This window comes from Streptomyces sp. NPDC060198 (assembly GCF_042728415.1).
GTDB lineage: Bacteria > Actinomycetota > Actinomycetes > Streptomycetales > Streptomycetaceae > Streptomyces.
The window spans coordinates 1-16,228 of sequence record NZ_JBHWZJ010000154.1 but is presented as its reverse complement, the minus strand read 5'-3'; the positions used below and the strand labels follow the sequence as shown (position 1 = coordinate 16,228).

The window sequence follows — 16,228 nt, the reverse complement described above, 5'->3', positions numbered from 1 at the left end:
GGGTACGGGCCCGCGCCGTCGTGACGCGTTCACACGGGGTGCGGCGGCGAGGCCGCCGCGTTGCCCGTGATCAGGCGCCGAGGATCTCGCGCGCCAGCTTGGCGGTCTCGGTCGGCGTCTTGCCGACCTTCACGCCTGCGGCCTCGAGGGCCTCCTTCTTCGCGGCGGCGGTGCCGGAGGAGCCGGAGACGATGGCGCCGGCGTGGCCCATGGTCTTGCCCTCGGGCGCGGTGAAGCCCGCGACGTAGCCGACGACCGGCTTCGTGACGTTCTTCGCGATGAAGTCGGCGGCACGCTCCTCGGCGTCGCCACCGATCTCACCGATCATGACGATGAGGTCGGTGTCGGGGTCCGCCTCGAACGCCGCGAGGGCGTCGATGTGCGTCGTACCGATGACCGGGTCGCCACCGATGCCGACGGCGGAGGAGAAGCCGATGTCACGGAGCTCGTACATCATCTGGTAGGTCAGCGTGCCGGACTTGGACACGAGACCGATGCGGCCGGGCTTGGTGATGTCGCCCGGGATGATGCCGGCGTTGGACTGGCCGGGGGTGATCAGACCCGGACAGTTGGGGCCGATGATCCGGGTCTTGTTGCCCTTCGAGCCCGCGTACGCCCAGAAGGCGGCGGAGTCGTGGACGGCGATGCCCTCGGTGATGACGACGGCGAGGGGGATCTCGGCGTCGATCGCCTCGACGACGGCGGCCTTCGCGAAGGCCGGCGGCACGAAGAGGACGGACACGTCGGCGCCCGTCTTCTCCATCGCCTCGGCGACGGAGCCGAAGACCGGGACCTCGGTGCCGTCGAAGTCGACGGTCGTGCCGGCCTTGCGCGGGTTCACGCCACCGACGATGTTGGTGCCGTCGGCCAGCATGAGCTTGGTGTGCTTCATGCCCGTGGCGCCGGTCATCCCCTGGACGATGACCTTGCTGTCCTTGGTGAGGAAGATAGCCATGGTGTGGAGTCCCTCGTCCTTACTTCGCAGCCGCGGCGAGCTCGGCGGCCTTGTCGGCCGCGCCGTCCATGGTGTCCACACGCTGGACCAGCGGGTGGTTGGCGTCGGAAAGGATCTTGCGACCCAGCTCCGCGTTGTTGCCGTCGAGACGCACGACGAGCGGCTTCTCGACCTTCTCGCCCTTGCTCTCCAGCAGCGCGAGCGCCTGGACGATGCCGTTGGCGACCTCGTCACAAGCGGTGATGCCACCGAAGACGTTGACGAACACGGACTTGACGTCCGGGTCGCCGAGGATGATCTCCAGGCCGTTCGCCATGACCTCGGCGGAGGCACCGCCACCGATGTCGAGGAAGTTGGCGGGCTTCACGTTGCCGTGGTTCTCACCGGCGTACGCGACGACGTCCAGGGTCGACATGACCAGACCGGCACCGTTACCGATGATGCCGACCTCGCCGTCGAGCTTGACGTAGTTGAGGTTCTTGGCCTTCGCGGCGGCTTCGAGGGGGTTGGCCGCGGCCTTGTCCTCGAGCGCCTCGTGACCGGGCTGGCGGAAGTCGGCGTTCTCGTCGAGCGAGACCTTGCCGTCCAGGGCCAGGATGCGGCCGTCCTTGGTCTTCACCAGCGGGTTGACCTCGACGAGGAGCGCGTCCTCGGCGACGAAGGTGTCCCACAGGGTCACCAGCGCCTCGGCGACACCCTCGGCCACGTCGGCCGGGAACTTCGCCTGGGCCACGATCTCGCGGGCCTTGACGATGTCGACGCCGTCGACGGCGTTGACCGGGACCTTCGCGAGGGCCTCGGGGGTCTTCTCCGCGACCTCCTCGATGTCCATGCCACCCTGCACCGACGCCATGGCGAGGAAGGTGCGGTTGGTGCGGTCGAGGAGGTACGAGACGTAGTACTCGGCCTCGATCTCGGGGGACAGCTCGGCGATCATCACCTTGTGGACCGTGTGGCCCTTGATGTCCATGCCGAGGATGTCGGTCGCCCGGGCGACTGCCTCGTCCGGCGTGGCGGCGAGCTTGACGCCGCCGGCCTTGCCGCGGCCGCCGACCTTGACCTGCGCCTTGACGACGGACTTGCCGCCCAGCCGCTCGGTCGCCTCGCGGGCTGCCTCAGGCGTGTCGATGACTTCACCGGCCAGCACCGGTACACCGTGCTTGGCGAAGAGGTCCCTCGCCTGGTACTCGAACAGGTCCACGCGCGTCCGTCCCTTTTAGTGGTCTCGCGGTTGGTTTGATGCGTGGGCGTGCCGCGAGGGGCAAACGTGACTGCGCTGTCACCAGGAATGCGTACACGGTGTCCGGTACGCGGCATGTCCATCCGGCAGGTTATCCCCGCGCTCCGCCCGACCCTAAATCGGAGATCGCGCACGAGCGGTGATTACGGTCACAGACGTCGCTGGTGACCGGGCCGGAGGGGACAAAACGGCACGCTCCCGCACCTGTGGCCGCGCTGGTCAGCGGGGGTGCGGGCGGAACGGGCGGGGCGACGACCGCGGACGCGTCCCCTCAACCCTCGGGCCGGTGAGAGAAGGACCACCCCGCCGGTCCGGGCGCGGGGCCGCACCGCTCGGACGCTACCGCTCCGGGACCGGCAGGGGGCGCTTCCGCAGGGCTGCCGCCATCACTTCCGGAAAGAGGTCGGGGGTGCAGGCGAACGCGGGGACCCCGAGGGCGGCCAGGGCCGCCGCGTGGTCGCGGTCGTACGCGGGCGCCCCCTCGTCCGAGAGCGCGAGCAGCGCCACGAACTCCACTCCGGCGTCCCTCATCGCCGCGACCCGCTGGAGCATCCGGTCGCGTATCCCGCCTTCGTAGAGATCGCTGATCAGCACGACGACGGTGTCGGCGGGACGGGTGATGCGCGCCTGGCAGTAGGTGAGGGCCCGGTTGATGTCCGTCCCGCCACCGAGCCGGGTGCCGAAGAGCACGTCGACGGGGTCGTCCAGTCGGTCGGTGAGGTCCACGACGGCCGTGTCGAACACGATCAGCCGGGTGTCCAGCGAGCGCATCGAGGCGAGGACCGCACCGAAGACGGCCGCGTGGACGACGGAGGCGGCCATCGAACCCGACTGGTCGACGCAGAGAACGACCTCCTTGCGCACGGTCCGGCCCACGCGGCCGTAACCGATGAGCCGCTCAGGGACCACCGTGCCGGCGCCGGCACCTCCGTTCGGAGGGGCCGCGCCGTCCGCTGCGGGGAGCGGGACCCAGTGCTTGAGGTTGGCGCGGACGGTGCGGTTCCAGTCGATGTCGCGGTGGCGCGGTCTGCTCGTCCGCGCGGACCGGTCCAGGGCGCCGGTGAGGGTCGCCCGGGTGTGGCCCGCCAGCCTCCTCTCCAGGTCGGCGACGACCTTGCGCACCACCGCGCGGGCCGTCTCCCGCGTGGTCTCCGGCATCGCCCCGCCGAGCGAGAGAAGGGTGCCGACGAGGTGGACGTCGGCTTCGACCGCGTCCAGCAGCTCGGGTTCCAGCAGCAGGGCGGCGAGGCCGAGCCGCTCGATCGCGTCCCGCTGCATGACCTGGACGACCGGGGCGGGGAAGTACGTACGGATGTCGCCGAGCCAGCGGGCCGCGGCGGGAGCGGACGCGCCGAGTCCGGCGCCGCGCTCGCCGGGTGTCCGGGTGCCCGGGTTCTTCCCGCCGCCGTAGAGCGCGGTGAGGGTACGGTCCATCACGGCGTCCCGGCCCTCGGGGATGTGGCCGGTGGACTCCGCGCTGTCGGAGCCCAGCACCAGCCGCCACCGCCTCAGCCGCTCGTCGCCGGATGTCCTCTCGGGCAGGGGGCGTCGGGGCTCCGGGGGCTGCCCGGAGCCGGGGGCGCGTGTCGTCACGGTCGATCAACTCCGCTACGTGGAAGTACCGATCGGGATCCGGCCGGTCGGGGCAGTGGGGCCGGCCGGGGTTCGGCCGGGCGGGGCAGTCGGGCCGGCCGGGGTTCGGCCGGGCGCCCTCGGTGTGTTCCGGGACGCGTCCTTCGGTCCCTGGGCCGCCTCAGGAACGGCCCAGAACCAGGCGCAGCACCGGGAGTACGGCGTCGGCGCGGGGCCCGTCCAGCTCCGGGCCGTATCCGGGCAGAGCGGCTTCCGTGCCGGGCCCGCGCGCCCGCCCGCCCGCGGCAGGGCCCCGGCGGGCAAGCTCCCCCAGAGTGCGCCGTACGCCGGGTTCGTACGCGGAGAAGGTGCGGCGGAGCAGCGGCAGCACGTCCGCGAAGGCGTGGTCGGGTATGCCGGTCAGCCACCCGTCCACGAGGGCGAGGAGCCGCTCGTCGTGCACGAGCAGCATCCCGCCGCCGGAGGCTCCTCCGATGAAGCCGTCGATCCACGCGGCGGCGTGCGGGGGCGGGGTGCCGGGCGAGAGGGCGAGGCCCATGAGCCGCGCGGCCTCGTCGTCGCCGAGCCGGCCCTCGTCCAGCAGCAGCCGGGCGGCGCGACCGCGCACGACACCGGCGACCGTGTCCCGGGAGGACAGCTTGTGGAGCACCGCCGCCCAGCGGCCCCGCAGCCCCTCGCCGCCCGGGGCGTCCGGGCCGTCCGAGGCGTCCGCGGCGTCCGAGGCCTCCGGGGCGTTCGAGGGCGTCTGCCCGTCCGGGGCGCCCGGCCCGGCCGGGGCGCCCGGCCCGTCCAGGGCGCCCGGCCCGTCCAGGGCGCCCGGCCCGTCCAGGGCGCCCGGCCCGTCCAGGGCGCCCGGCCCGTCCAGGGCGCCCGGCCCGTCCGGGGCCGGCAGAAGGGTGATCGCGCCGTGCACCTCGTCCACCGTGCGGCGCATCGCCTCCGCACTGTCGGCGTCCAGGCCCGTGCACGCGGCGGGGAGCCCGACGCAGATCCGTGTCGCCACTCCGGCGGCGACCTCGCCGAGGGCGGCGGTGTCCGTGCCCCGTACGTCGCCGTACCGCAGCGACCGGGCCAGCGCGGGGAGGGCCTCGGCGAGGCGGGTCACGTCCGCGTCGAGCGCGGCCCGGTCCGCGAGGGCCCGCATGACCACCGGCAGGGCCTCGGGCAGAGCGGCGAGGAGGCAGAGTTCGGCGAGGTCCGTGATCTCGGCGAGGGTGGTCGCGTTCCGGGCGTCCGACTCCGCCTTGGCGGTCGCGGCGGTGAGCACGGTGGTGCCCCAGGTGCCCGCCTCCGCGATCCGGACCGAGAGCTCCGGCTCCCACCGCAGCCGCCAGGTCTCCCGGAAGGTGCCGGTACTCCCCCGTCCGGCCACGGGTGAGCCCCAGTCCACGGCGAGAAGACGCAGCCGGTGCAGCAGTCGGCTCCTCGCCGCGTCGGTGTCCCGGCGGAGGTCGAACTCCACCTCGCGGTCCGGCGGTTCCGGCTTCAGGCGCAGGGTGCGCTGCTGCCGGCTCAGGTCCCGCTGGAGCGGCACGGCCGGTGCGCCGTCGGGGACCTCGCCGAGCGCCTCACCGACCACGAGTCCGTCGTGGACGAGGGCGAGGGGCACGTCGGACCCGTCGCACATGACGGCCCGGACCGCGTCGGTGGCCTCGTCGAGTCCGGCGAGCGGGCGCCCGCGCAGGGCCGCGAGCGTCCCGGCGAGCCGTACCGCCTCGATGACGTGGGCGGGTGAGACGAACCGGTCCTCCTCGCGGAGCAGACCCGCGGCCTTCGTCATCCATCGCTCGACGGGCCGGTCCCGGGCGTGGAAGAGGTGGGCGTACCAGCCGGGGGCCTCGATCCCTGCGCCGTATCCGCTGCGCCGGGCCAGCCGACGGTGCGTCCAGGGCACCCAGGTCATGGCGGTCCTGACCTTGGGAAGCCCCTTCACCAGGGCGCGGTCGGCGGTGAGGGTCGTCCGCGCGGCGAGGGCGGGCACGTGCCAGGCGCCGCAGACGACCGCGACCTCGTCGCCGAACTCCTTGCGTGCCGCCCGCAGTCGAATGCGCATGAATGCCTCGCGCACGGCGTCGTGGGGGTGCCCGCCGTCCCCATACGTCTCGCGCAGCACCGTCATCGCTTCTGCCAGCGCGGTGAACGGGGCGACGGGGTCGGCGCCGGTCGCCGCGGACCGGTGTTCGACCACGTCCTCCCACCACCGCTCGGGGTCGTCGTGGCCAGCGGCGTCGGCCAGCACCGCGATCGGGTCGGGCGGAGCCGGCGCGGTCTCCCCCTGCCCTTCGCCCTGGGCCGCCGCCGCGAGTGCCAGCGCATGGGCGGCGGGCAGGTCGATGAAGCGGACGGCCGCCCCGTGCGCGAGCGCCCAGCGGATCGCGACCCACTCCGGCGAGAACTCCGCCATCGGCCAGAACGACGCCAGCCCCGGATCGTCCTCGGCGTGCGCGAGCAGCGCCACCGGGGGCCGCATGTCCGGATCGGCGGTGAGCGCCAGCAACGCGTCTCCCTCCGGCGGCCCTTCGACCAGCACGGCACGCGGCCGCACCGCCTCCAGTGCGGCCAGCACGGCACGCGCGGACCCCGGGCCGTGGTGCCGCACGCCCAGCAGCAGCGGTCCCCGGGCCCCGGGCGCCGGAGGCACTGATGAGGGAGCCGTGCGGGGCGAGGTCATGGCGAGACCTCGCGGCAGGCCCGGTAGAAGTCCTTCCAGCCGTCCCGCTCACGGACGACGGTCTCCAGATACTCCTGCCAGACGGCCCGGTCCGCCGCCGGATCACGGACGACCGCCCCCATGATTCCGGCGGCCACGTCACCCGGGCGCAGTGTCCCGTCGCCGAAGTGGCCGGCGAGTGCCAGGCCGTGGGTCACAACGGAGATGGCTTCGGCGGTGGAGAGCGTGCCCGAGGGGGACTTGACCCGGGTGCGGCCGTCCGTGGTGACGCCGTCGCGCAGTTCGCGGAAGACGGTGACCACGCGCCGGATCTCGGTCAGCCCTTCCGGCGCGGCCGGCAGGTCCAGGGCACGGCCCAGCTGCTCGACGCGTCGCGAGACGATGTCCACCTCGTCCTCGGGCGTCGCCGGGAGCGGCAGCACGACGGTGTTGAAGCGGCGGCGGAGCGCGCTGGACAGCTCGTTGACGCCCCGGTCACGGGCGTTGGCGGTGGCGATGAGGTTGAATCCTCCGACCGCCTGGACCTCCTGCCCCAGCTCGGGGATGGGAAGGGTCTTCTCCGAGAGGATCGTGATGAGCGAGTCCTGTACGTCGGCCGGGATACGGGTCAGCTCCTCCACCCGGGCGGTCAGCCCCTCGGCCATGGCGCGCATCAGCGGGCCGGGCACCAGGGCGGCACGGCTCGGGCCGTGGGTGAGCAACTGCGCGTAGTTCCAGCCGTACCGGATCGCTTCCTCGGGCGTGCCGGCCGTGCCCTGGACGAGGAGGGTCGAGTCCCCGCTGACGGCCGCCGCCAGGTGCTCGGAGACCCAGGTCTTGGCGGTGCCGGGGACGCCGAGGAGCAGCAGGGCGCGGTCGGTGGCGAGCGTGGTCACGGCGACCTCGACGAGCCGGCGTGGGCCCACGTACTTGGGGGTGATCACCGTGCCGTCCGGGAGTGTCCCACCGAGCAGATAGGTGGCGACGGCCCACGGAGAGAGGCGCCAACGGGCGGGTCTGGGACGGTCGTCGGCGTCGGCCAGCGCCTTGAGTTCGTCGGCGAACGCGACCTCCGCGTGCGGCCGGAGCGCCCTCGCGCCCGCGTCGGGCAGCGCCCCGTCCGGCGGCGTTCCCCCGGGCAGCCTCCCGTCCGGCGGTGCTCCGTCCGGCAGTGCCCCCGGCTGAGCGTCGGCGCCCGGCGTGCCGCCGTCCGGCGCGTGCCCGGTGGCCGCGTTCTTCCCGGCTCGTTCGTACACGGTCATGGTCCCCCTCCAGATCGCTCATCGCTCGGTCCGATGTGTCACCACCGTGCACCACGCCACTGACAATCAACCCCTCACTCACCGTCACCGCAGGTCAGCGCGATTGTCAGTGGGGGGTCCTAACGTCGTCGCCATGCTGCTGTCTCATGAGGGAGAGTCCGCGCGGACCACCGGTCCGGCGGGTCGCACGCCTGCCGTCCCGGCCGACGCCGAGGCGGCGCGGAAGCGCGCCGAGCGCAGGGCCGCCCGGATCACCGACGGAGCGAGGGAGTTGGAAGAGCGCCTCGCCGACCTCCTGCGCTCCGGCCTCGCGGTGTCCGGGCAGTCCGGTGACGACCACTGGGAGGAGACCGCTGCACGGATGATCGACTCCCAGGCTCCCGGACTCGCGGTGCGAGTGCGGGAGTTGGGCTCGCTGCCCTCCTCCGGCCCGGGATGGCCGATGCGGATGCTGGAGGAGTGCGGACTGCTGCATCTGCTCAACACCGCCTGGATGCACCGTGATCGACTGCCCGAACCCCTGGCGGCGACGGTCCGCACCCGGGTGGGGCTGCCGTCCGCGCCGGTCGGCCCGCCGGTGCGCGACCGCTGGCGGGTGCTCGCCCAGTACGACGTCCCGGACGGCAAGCTCGTCACTCGCCGTATCTGGCTGCGCGGAGCCGGGTCGGGCCGCACGGTGGTGCTGCTCTCCTACGGAGCGGGGGGCCGCGCCCCGGAGCGGTCCCTTCCGGTGGGCGCGGTCCTGGAGGCGGAGTTGACGCCGCACCCGGGAGCGGGGCGGCGCGCCGAGCTGGGACCGGTGTTCGGCGCCCCGGAGCCCGCACCCGCACCCCCGGCGGGCGTCTCCCCCACCGAGGCCCTCGCCGAGTACGGCCGCGCACTGGGCGAGGACCCCTGGTCGCAGAGGCATCCGGTGGTGCTGGACGCGGTGATACCCATTCCCTCCGCGATCCGCTGGCAACTGGCCGACGAGGGAACCGGGACCGCCCTGCCGATAGCGGGGGACCCGCGCTCCAGGCCGGGGCTCTGGCGGCTGGCCGCACTGTCGGGCGGCAGCCCGGTCACGCTCTTCGGCGAACTGGGCCCGCGCGGCTTCGCCCCCCTGACGGCCTGGTCCGCCGGTGAGGGCGAGAGCGCCGGCCGGCGGGACGGATCCGGTCCGGTCGAGACCGTGGTCCTGACCTGACCTGACCGGACGGCGCGCGACAGTCCGGAGAGTCCGCCCCGGACCTCTCCGTCACCACGCTCCCCAGCCCACGCCACCCCACACACCCGTACGCGACCCGTCTGCCGGAGGTGAACCCATGTCCTCGACGCACTCGCCGACTTCCGGGCCCGGTCACCCGGATCACGACCACCCCCACGCCACCGCTCCGGACCCCACGGGCGCCCGGCACCCGGCCGGCCCTCCGCCGTGGCCCGACCGGGGGGACGACCAGTGGGACGAGCTGGTCACCCGAGCCCTCCTCGGTACGGACCGCCGTCCGGCTCACGCCCCGGACGGCACGCCCTGCGGTCCGACCGCCCTGCTGGACGCGGCGGCGGTGCACGCCGTGCGCCGTCGGGCGGGGCTGCAACCCGCGCCGGCCGGAGTGCTCCCCGAGCGGGCCCCCGAGGACCCCCGCCCACCACTGCCCCCGGCGGCCCGCCGCCGTCTCGCGCAGCTCCTCGCGGACCGGACGGGCGGTTCCCCCGGCGGCCGACGCGGCACGGCCCCCGACCTGACGGAACTGATCCCGCAGTGGCTGGCCGCCGCCAACCGCCACGGCTACCGCGCCCCCGCGGCGTTGCTCCCGCCCTTGCTGGACGCGGCGCGGGCCCGTACCGACCTGCGTCCGCACGCGCTGGTCTTCGCCGGTCCGCGTGGCCGCTGGCTGGCCGGTCTGAACACGGACTGGCGTTTCGCCCTGCGTGACGGGGCCCCGCAGGCCGCCGTCCGGGGCGGGCCCGACGGCGGTGCCGACGCGGACGCGGTGCGCGCACTGTGGGAGGAGGGGCTGTTCACCGAGCGCATCGCGCTGCTCAGTGCTGTACGGCTCCGTGATCCGGACGCGGCCCGGGACCTGCTCGCGGGCAGCTGGGCCACCGAGCGCGCCGAGGACCGGCTGATGTTCCTCGACACTCTCCGCGCCAAGCTCTCCGGAGCGGACGAGGACTTCCTGGAGGAGGCGCTCGGCGATCGCAGTCGCAACGTCCGGGCCACCGCCGCCGAACTCCTCTCCACTCTGCCCGACACGGCGTTCGGCCGTCGGATGGCCGCCCGCGCGGTCTCCTGCATCGGCCTGGACCGCGGGTCCGGCGGCCTCGCGCCGAACCCCGGCGGACCCTCCCTGGTCATCGAGGCACCGTACGAGTGCGACGCCTCGATGCAACGGGACGGCGTAGTGGCCGTACCGCCGACGGGGAAGGGGGAACGATCGTGGTGGTTCGGTCAGTTGATCGAGTCGACCCCTCTCGCCATCTGGTCGGCGAAGCTCGGGGGACGCACGGCGCGGGAGGTGGTCGGGCTGCCGGTGGCCGACGACTGGGCCGCCGATCTGCACGCCGCCTGGTGCCGCGCCGCCGTACGACAGCGGGACCAGGAGTGGGCGCGGGCGCTGCTCGGCCTTCCCACCGCGCCCCCCTCCGACGCCACGGGGACGGACTCACCGGCCGAGCGGTCCAAGCTCCTCGCCACCCTCCCCCGGGATGAACGCGCCTCCTGGGCGGCCGTTTTCATCGCTGCCCACGGTCTCTCCGAGGCGTTCCAGCTGCTGGGTGTGTGCACCGTGCCCTGGGCTCCACCGCTCGGGCGCGCGGTCGTCGACGCGCTCGACATCGCGCGGGAGGCGGGCAGTTACCCCTGGAGCTTCAGCGGAGTCATGGGCTTGGCCGAACGCTGCCTCGATCCCCGTGAGGCCGACCGGCTGGAAGTCCTCACCACGACGGAGGACGAACGCGAGGACGCCTCACCCGGAGCGGGCGGCTACTGGTCGGAGGCCTTCCAGAGACTGGTCTCCACCCTCCGGCTGCGAGCGGCCATGGAAGCCGAGCTGGAGTCGGCCGGCCCCTGACCCCCCGGGCCGCGGTGCGCGTTCGGGCGGGCGGGCGGGGCGCATTCGGGCCGTGGTGGACGTTCGGGCGGGCGGTGCGCATTCGGGCCGTGGCGGACGTTCGGGCGGGCGGTGCGCGGGTCGTGTCAGGTGCCGGTGCGGGCGCGCCCGGACGCCGGTCCCGTCCGCGTCGGTCGGGCATCCGGTACCGCCCTCCCGGGCGCAGGGCCCGCCCGCGTCGAGCGTCCCGTACCGCCCTCCCGGACGCCGGGCCCGCCCGCACCGCTGCGGGATACCGGCCGTACCGGGTGCCGGCACCCCGCACCGGGTGCCCGGCACCGCCCGCATCAGGCGTCCGCGGGGTGCCGGACGTTCGCGTTGACCCAGTCGACGATCGCGGTGGTGGTCGCGCCCGGGGTGAAGATCGCGGCCACCCCGAGCTCCTTGAGCGGCGGGATGTCCTCCTCCGGGATGATCCCACCGCCGAAGACCTTGATGTCCTCGGCCTCCTGCTGCTTCAGCAAGTCGATCACCTTGGCGAACAACGTGTTGTGGGCACCGGAGAGGATCGAGAGACCGATCGCGTCGGCGTCCTCCTGGATGGCGGTGTCCACGATCTGTTCGGGGGTCTGGTGGAGACCGGTGTAGATGACCTCCATGCCGGCGTCCCGCAGTGCCCGCGCGATCACCTTGGCTCCCCGGTCATGGCCGTCGAGCCCCGGTTTGGCCACCACCACACGAATCGGACCGGATACACCCATCACTGCCTCCACCTGGTCTCCCGCACCGCCGGTCGCGCCGTCCCGCGCCGCGTTCCGCCGCATACTGCGCCGCGTACTGCGCCGTTTCGAGCCGGTGCCCGCACCGACTCCCGCAGCCCACGCAGCACCGCACTGTCCCTCGCGCCGACGGTCCGCGGATGTGAACGAACGTTATCCTCAGCATCCTTCCCCGTCGCGTCCTGTTTCGTGAAGGACATGAGGGGGGAAATCTCCTTGTGGGACATGTTCGCCGTACGCCCGCCCCCTACATCGAGAGGCGCACACCCGCCACCCGGGGACGGCCGTAAGGGGAGCCGCCAGAGGTCGCCGCACACCCGCGCCGTCAGCCGCACGGCGCGGAGGTGCGGACCCCGCGACCGTCCGGTCCCTCGGCCGTCGACCCAGGCCACCGAGGAACCGGACGGCCGGCACGCCGGAGATCCCGGCCGCCGGGACCCGCTCCGGACCGGCGCGGCCGCCGGAGCGACGAACAGAACAGACGACCACCCGGGCCTCCACCAAGCGATCCGGGCACCCCGAGAGCGGTTCGACCGGCGAGAGCTTCCGTCGGCAGCCGACCCGGGCCGGTCGCGACCTCGCCACGGCACCCCCTGAAGGCGCGCGGGACCGAAGCCGTTCGCGCGTGCCGGTGCAGGAGGTCGGCCATGAATCTGTTGTCTCTGCTCACCGTGCTGCCGCGTCTGCCACGCCTGCCGTCACCGCAGGGCCTGCGCACCTCGTCCGCGCTGATCAGGGCCACCGCGCTGGATCTGGCGATCCTCGTCGGACACGTGCTGTTCTACCCGACCGGCCTCACCCCGGAGCGCCGTAAGGCCACCCCCGGTATCGAGCAGGACCTCGACGCGCTGCCCGCGGACGTCGCCGCACTGCCCACGGCCCAGGGGGACGACCGTCCGCCGGTGGTTCTGCTGCACGGGTTCATCGACAACCGTTCGGTCTTCGTCCTGCTCCGCCGTTCCCTCGCCCGGCACGGCAGGCGCCATCTGGAATCGCTCAACTACTCCCCGCTGACCTGTGACATCCGTACGGCCGCGGAGCTGCTGGGGCGGCACATCGAGGAGATCTGCGAGCGCACCGGCCACCAGCGGGTGGACATCGTCGGGCACAGCCTGGGCGGCCTGATCGCCCGGTACTACGTACAGTGCCTCGGCGGTGACCATCGGGTACGCGTCCTGGTCACCCTCGGCACCCCGCACGGCGGCACCGCCGTCGCCCCCCTGGCGAGCGCCCACCCGATCGTGCGGCAGATGCGCGCGGGCTCCGACTTCATCGAGGAGCTGCGCACCCCGGCGCCCGAGTGCCGGACGCACTTCGTCGCCTTCTGGAGCGAGCTGGACCGGGTGATGGTCCCCGTGAGCACCGCGCGCGTCGACCACCCGGACCTCGACGCGGAGAACATTCGGGTCACGGGCATCGGCCACCTCGCGCTCCCGGTACACCCGGCCGTCGCCGCCCGCATCCGCCAGGTGCTGGACGCGCCGGGAGGCGCGACCCTGCCCGACACCACGAGCCCAGCCGGTCAGCCATGCGCCGGAACCAGCTTCACGGGCGGCACCACCGTGGCCTGAGGAGGCCGGGACCGCCTGCCGTCACTTCAGCACCACGGTGACGCGCCTTTCCTCGAAGATCTCCATGAGTACGTCGAAGAACGGAGCCTCCCCGTCACTCGACGGCCCCGGCTCCGCCAACCGCGCCCGTGCTTCGACGGAATCCGTCCACTCGAGGGTGAATCCGCAGGCGGTACCCCAGCCGCCGTACAGGCAGTCGTTCAGGGCGTCCAGGTTCCAACCGAAATAACCCAGCGGCCCGTTGACGGCCTCACCGATCGCGCACCAGAAGCTGTTCCGGTCGACGACGTAGCGGCCGTCCAGGGTTACCGTCCGCCCCCCGGGCGCTTCGGTCTTGCCTCTGCGGCGGTACTCGTGGGAATGCAACGCCACCGACAACCAGGCCCATTGCCCGTCGGTGGAGAGGCCGCGCCACAGCCCCGTACGGTCCGGTCCCCCGGCCCTGGCCATGTCCCACACGGCGCCCGAGCCGGGCTCGGCCTCGCACCACAGGTCGGCCGTGAGGTCGACCAGCCCGGCGCCACGGGCGGAGGGCCGGACGCCGGCGACAGTCACCCCGTTGACGAAGTAGGAACCCATCGGGAAGCCGCCCGGGTCGAGCACGTCGATCCAGGCGTTCCCCGCCTCGGCGCGTCGGCCGCCGATGCGGCCGACCGCCTTCAGTAGGCCGCCCTCGGGACGACAGCCGGTGAGGACCACCCGGCGCAGCCCGGCGTCGGGGGCTTCCTCGGCGTCGTTCCCCCCGCCGCTCCCGTCCCCGCCCACCGGCGTGAACAGTCCCTCCGCGCCGCGCGCGAGACCCCAGAAGTCGGTCTCGTCCTCGTCCGACCGGAGGGCGTATCCCCAGCCCTCGCCGCCCCTGATCGCCTCGTCCACCGAATCTCCCCCTCCGAACGCATTCGGACACTGATCTTCCATGACGTCAACCGTCATGACTACGTTCCGTCATCACGTACGGGGGAAATCAGAACGGATTCCTCGAACGTAACGCCAACAACAGGCCTCGGCTGCGCCGAAAGGCGCCCGAATGCCCGCTTCCCACGAGACCAAACGCTTCCGAAGATTGTGGCCGTCACTCAGCGACAGGTACAGTCGCGGCCACTGCTTCCCGGGGCTCACCCCACTGAACTCCGGACTGGTCCTGCTGCCGAGGCGAGAGAGAAGTTGGTGAACGACCAGCACACCCACGCCGGGTACGCCGGATACGACACGTCACAGACCGGCAGCCACCCCGCCGGTCCGCTCTACGGGACCCTTCCCGGTGAGCACGGCGTCGCCCCCGGATCCGGATACGACAGCGCCTTCGCGGCGGGCCCCACGGCTGCCGCCCACCACGACACGTATCCCGGTCAGGACACCACCTACGCCGCCGGCTCCTCCTGGGAGACCGGCACCACCTACAGCGGCTACGCGGCGGAGCCCCACCAGGCCACGCACCAGCACTCCTACGACACCACCGGCAGTTGGCCGGTCGGCACGCCCGAGGGGACCGGGCAGTGGGACTCCAGCGCCTGGCAACAGGACGCGACCCACACGACGACCGGGCAGTGGTCCTTCACCGACACCGGCGCCTTCCCCACCACCACCTTCGAGTCGGCCCTCTACGAGACGGGGACCTACCAGGCCGCCGCACCGGCCAACGGCGCGTACGAGGCCCACGGCGGGTACGACACCGCGGGGTACGCGGCGGCCACCCCCGCCCACGAGGCCGGCGGCCCGCACTACGGACCCACCGCGTACGCGACCGGCGCCTACGAGACCGGCACCTTCGAGACCGGCACCTTCGAGACCGGGGCCCACCACACCGGGGCCCACCACACCGGGACCTACGAGACCGGGCACTACGACACCGCCGGTGTCTTCGAAGCGGCGGGCGGCTACGGCGCCACCCCCGGCTACGACAGCCCGGGTTACGACAGCCCCGGTTACGACACCCCCGCCTCCGGCATCCCGGTCCACGCGGCCACCGTCTTCGCCACGGGCGCGTACGACACCGGCGCCTACGACGCGACCGCCTGGAACACCGCGTCGGACCTCGACGCCATGCCCGGGGCGACCGCGTACGTCCCGGAACAGATGTCCTACCCGTCCGCCGCGCGGCACGAGGCGACACCCGAACACCAGATCTCCGAACACCAGGGCACGAAACACCAGGGCACGGAACACCAGACCTCCGAACACGCGGTGCCCGACGACGCGTCGGACGGGAGGGACGCGCCCGAATCCGCGCAGGGCCTCGCCCCGGAGCCGGAGTCCGAGGACCCGTCCGGTCTCCCGGACACCTGGCCCGACCCGTACCAGCCCGCCGTCCGGTCCGAAGGCGGGCCCGAAGGGCGGTCCGAGGGCCGGTCCGCCGCCCGCAACCGCGCCCGCCGCCGCACGCCCGCCAAGCGGTCCGCGCTGCTGACGATCGCGGTGCCGTCCGCGTGCGTGATGGGTGTCGCGGGGATCGCGGCGGCTTCGGTGGGTGGGCTCGGGCGTGCGGACGAGACCAAGGACGACGCCACGACGATGGCCGCCGCCGACACGGCCGGCGTCAAGGCGCTCGCGTCCAACACCAAGCTGGACACCCAGCTCGCGGGGGTCAGCGCGGCCGGCGAGGACTTCCGGGACCGGGCCAGCCGTACGCAGGAGCGCATCGACCTCAAGGAGCGGCAGGCCGCCGAGAAGAAGAAGCGGGAGGAGGAGGCCGCCCGCAAGGAGGCCGCCCGTCCCAAGTACCTTCTGCCGGTGGCCCAGCACGGACTCAGCGCCTACTTCGGCCAGGCCGGGGTCAACTGGATGTCCGTGCACACCGGCATCGACTTCCCCGTGCAGTACGGGACTCCGGTGATGGCCGCGACCGACGGCACCGTACGCACCCAGTGGAACAGCGCCTACGGCAACATGGCGATCGTGACCATGGAGGACGGCACCGAGACCTGGTACTGCCACCTGAGCAGCACCAGGATCCGCTCGGGTTCGGTGAAGGCCGGCGACGTGATCGCGTACTCCGGAAGCTCCGGCAACTCCACCGGTCCGCACCTGCACTTCGAGGTGCGCCCCGGCGGCGGCGCAGCGATCAATCCGCTGCCCTGGCTGGCGAGCCACGGACTCGACCCGCAGTAGGCACCAGGGGTTGCACGGAAGGGCCGGGTCGTGGCGAC

Annotated in this window: 11 protein-coding genes; 4 read left to right on the top strand and 7 right to left on the bottom strand. The window is 73.2% G+C overall.

The features are described from left to right. Positions 1–70 precede the first annotated feature (70 nt). The 5 genes from sucD to ACFWEP_RS19535 all read right to left on the bottom strand — a co-directional run bounded on the left by sucD (position 71) and on the right by ACFWEP_RS19535 (position 7,700). The gene (gene sucD, locus ACFWEP_RS19555; protein ID WP_387371551.1) at positions 71–955 is read right to left on the bottom strand and encodes a succinate--CoA ligase subunit alpha; all 885 of its coding nucleotides are present in this window, start codon (positions 953–955) and stop codon (positions 71–73) included. Between the two features lie 19 nt (positions 956–974). Further along, entirely contained in the window at positions 975–2,156 is a 1,182-nt protein-coding gene (gene sucC / locus ACFWEP_RS19550) for an ADP-forming succinate--CoA ligase subunit beta (protein ID WP_328719824.1), read from the bottom strand. 378 nt (positions 2,157–2,534) lie between these two features. After that, on the bottom strand, positions 2,535–3,737 hold the full coding sequence (locus tag ACFWEP_RS19545) for a VWA domain-containing protein (RefSeq protein WP_387371552.1): 1,203 nt from the start codon (positions 3,735–3,737) through the stop codon (positions 2,535–2,537). Positions 3,738–3,948: 211 nt separating this feature from the next. Then, positions 3,949–6,459 (bottom strand): DUF5682 family protein, encoded by a 2,511-nt coding sequence (locus tag ACFWEP_RS19540; RefSeq protein ID WP_387371550.1) that lies wholly within the window; start codon positions 6,457–6,459, stop codon positions 3,949–3,951. After that, entirely contained in the window at positions 6,456–7,700 is a 1,245-nt protein-coding gene (locus ACFWEP_RS19535) for an AAA family ATPase (RefSeq protein WP_387371549.1), read from the bottom strand. Before ACFWEP_RS19535 ends, ACFWEP_RS19540 begins: the two co-directional genes overlap by 4 nt. On the opposite strand from ACFWEP_RS19535, the gene ACFWEP_RS19530 reads away from it, so the two are divergent. Further along, positions 7,699–8,886: a hypothetical protein gene (locus tag ACFWEP_RS19530; protein ID WP_387371548.1), complete on the top strand. Its 1,188-nt coding sequence runs from the start codon at positions 7,699–7,701 to the stop codon at positions 8,884–8,886. The two genes, ACFWEP_RS19535 and ACFWEP_RS19530, sit on opposite strands and share 2 nt — an antisense overlap. A 118-nt stretch (positions 8,887–9,004) precedes the next feature. Beyond that, positions 9,005–10,753 (top strand): DUF5691 domain-containing protein, encoded by a 1,749-nt coding sequence (locus ACFWEP_RS19525; RefSeq protein WP_387371547.1) that lies wholly within the window; start codon positions 9,005–9,007, stop codon positions 10,751–10,753. Positions 10,754–11,079: 326 nt separating this feature from the next. Here ACFWEP_RS19525 and ACFWEP_RS19520 read toward each other — a convergent pair whose 3' ends face one another. Next, positions 11,080–11,493, bottom strand: a complete 414-nt coding sequence (locus ACFWEP_RS19520; RefSeq protein ID WP_387371546.1) for a cobalamin B12-binding domain-containing protein — start codon at positions 11,491–11,493, stop codon at positions 11,080–11,082. A 665-nt stretch (positions 11,494–12,158) separates the two neighbouring features. Between ACFWEP_RS19520 and ACFWEP_RS19515 the strand changes: the two genes are divergently transcribed. After that, positions 12,159–13,082 (top strand): esterase/lipase family protein, encoded by a 924-nt coding sequence (locus ACFWEP_RS19515; protein WP_387371545.1) that lies wholly within the window; start codon positions 12,159–12,161, stop codon positions 13,080–13,082. A 21-nt stretch (positions 13,083–13,103) separates the two neighbouring features. Here ACFWEP_RS19515 and ACFWEP_RS19510 read toward each other — a convergent pair whose 3' ends face one another. Further along, the gene (locus tag ACFWEP_RS19510; protein WP_387371544.1) at positions 13,104–13,958 is read right to left on the bottom strand and encodes a barstar family protein; all 855 of its coding nucleotides are present in this window, start codon (positions 13,956–13,958) and stop codon (positions 13,104–13,106) included. Between the two features lie 291 nt (positions 13,959–14,249). On the opposite strand from ACFWEP_RS19510, the gene ACFWEP_RS19505 reads away from it, so the two are divergent. Then, the gene (locus tag ACFWEP_RS19505) at positions 14,250–16,190 is read left to right on the top strand and encodes a peptidoglycan DD-metalloendopeptidase family protein (protein WP_387371543.1); all 1,941 of its coding nucleotides are present in this window, start codon (positions 14,250–14,252) and stop codon (positions 16,188–16,190) included. Positions 16,191–16,228 lie beyond the last annotated feature (38 nt).

What these genes read in the sequence shown, in the direction of transcription:
- sucD (WP_387371551.1), bottom strand. Translation starts at nt 955, where the DNA reads ATGGCTATCTTCCTCACCAAGGACAGCAAGGTCATCGTCCAGGGGATG.
- ACFWEP_RS19540 (WP_387371550.1), bottom strand. Translation starts at nt 6,459, where the DNA reads ATGACCTCGCCCCGCACGGCTCCCTCATCAGTGCCTCCGGCGCCCGGG.
- ACFWEP_RS19530 (WP_387371548.1), top strand. Translation starts at nt 7,699, where the DNA reads ATGGTCCCCCTCCAGATCGCTCATCGCTCGGTCCGATGTGTCACCACC.
- ACFWEP_RS19535 (WP_387371549.1), bottom strand. Translation starts at nt 7,700, where the DNA reads ATGACCGTGTACGAACGAGCCGGGAAGAACGCGGCCACCGGGCACGCG.
- ACFWEP_RS19525 (WP_387371547.1), top strand. Translation starts at nt 9,005, where the DNA reads ATGTCCTCGACGCACTCGCCGACTTCCGGGCCCGGTCACCCGGATCAC.
- ACFWEP_RS19520 (WP_387371546.1), bottom strand. Translation starts at nt 11,493, where the DNA reads ATGGGTGTATCCGGTCCGATTCGTGTGGTGGTGGCCAAACCGGGGCTC.
- ACFWEP_RS19515 (WP_387371545.1), top strand. Translation starts at nt 12,159, where the DNA reads ATGAATCTGTTGTCTCTGCTCACCGTGCTGCCGCGTCTGCCACGCCTG.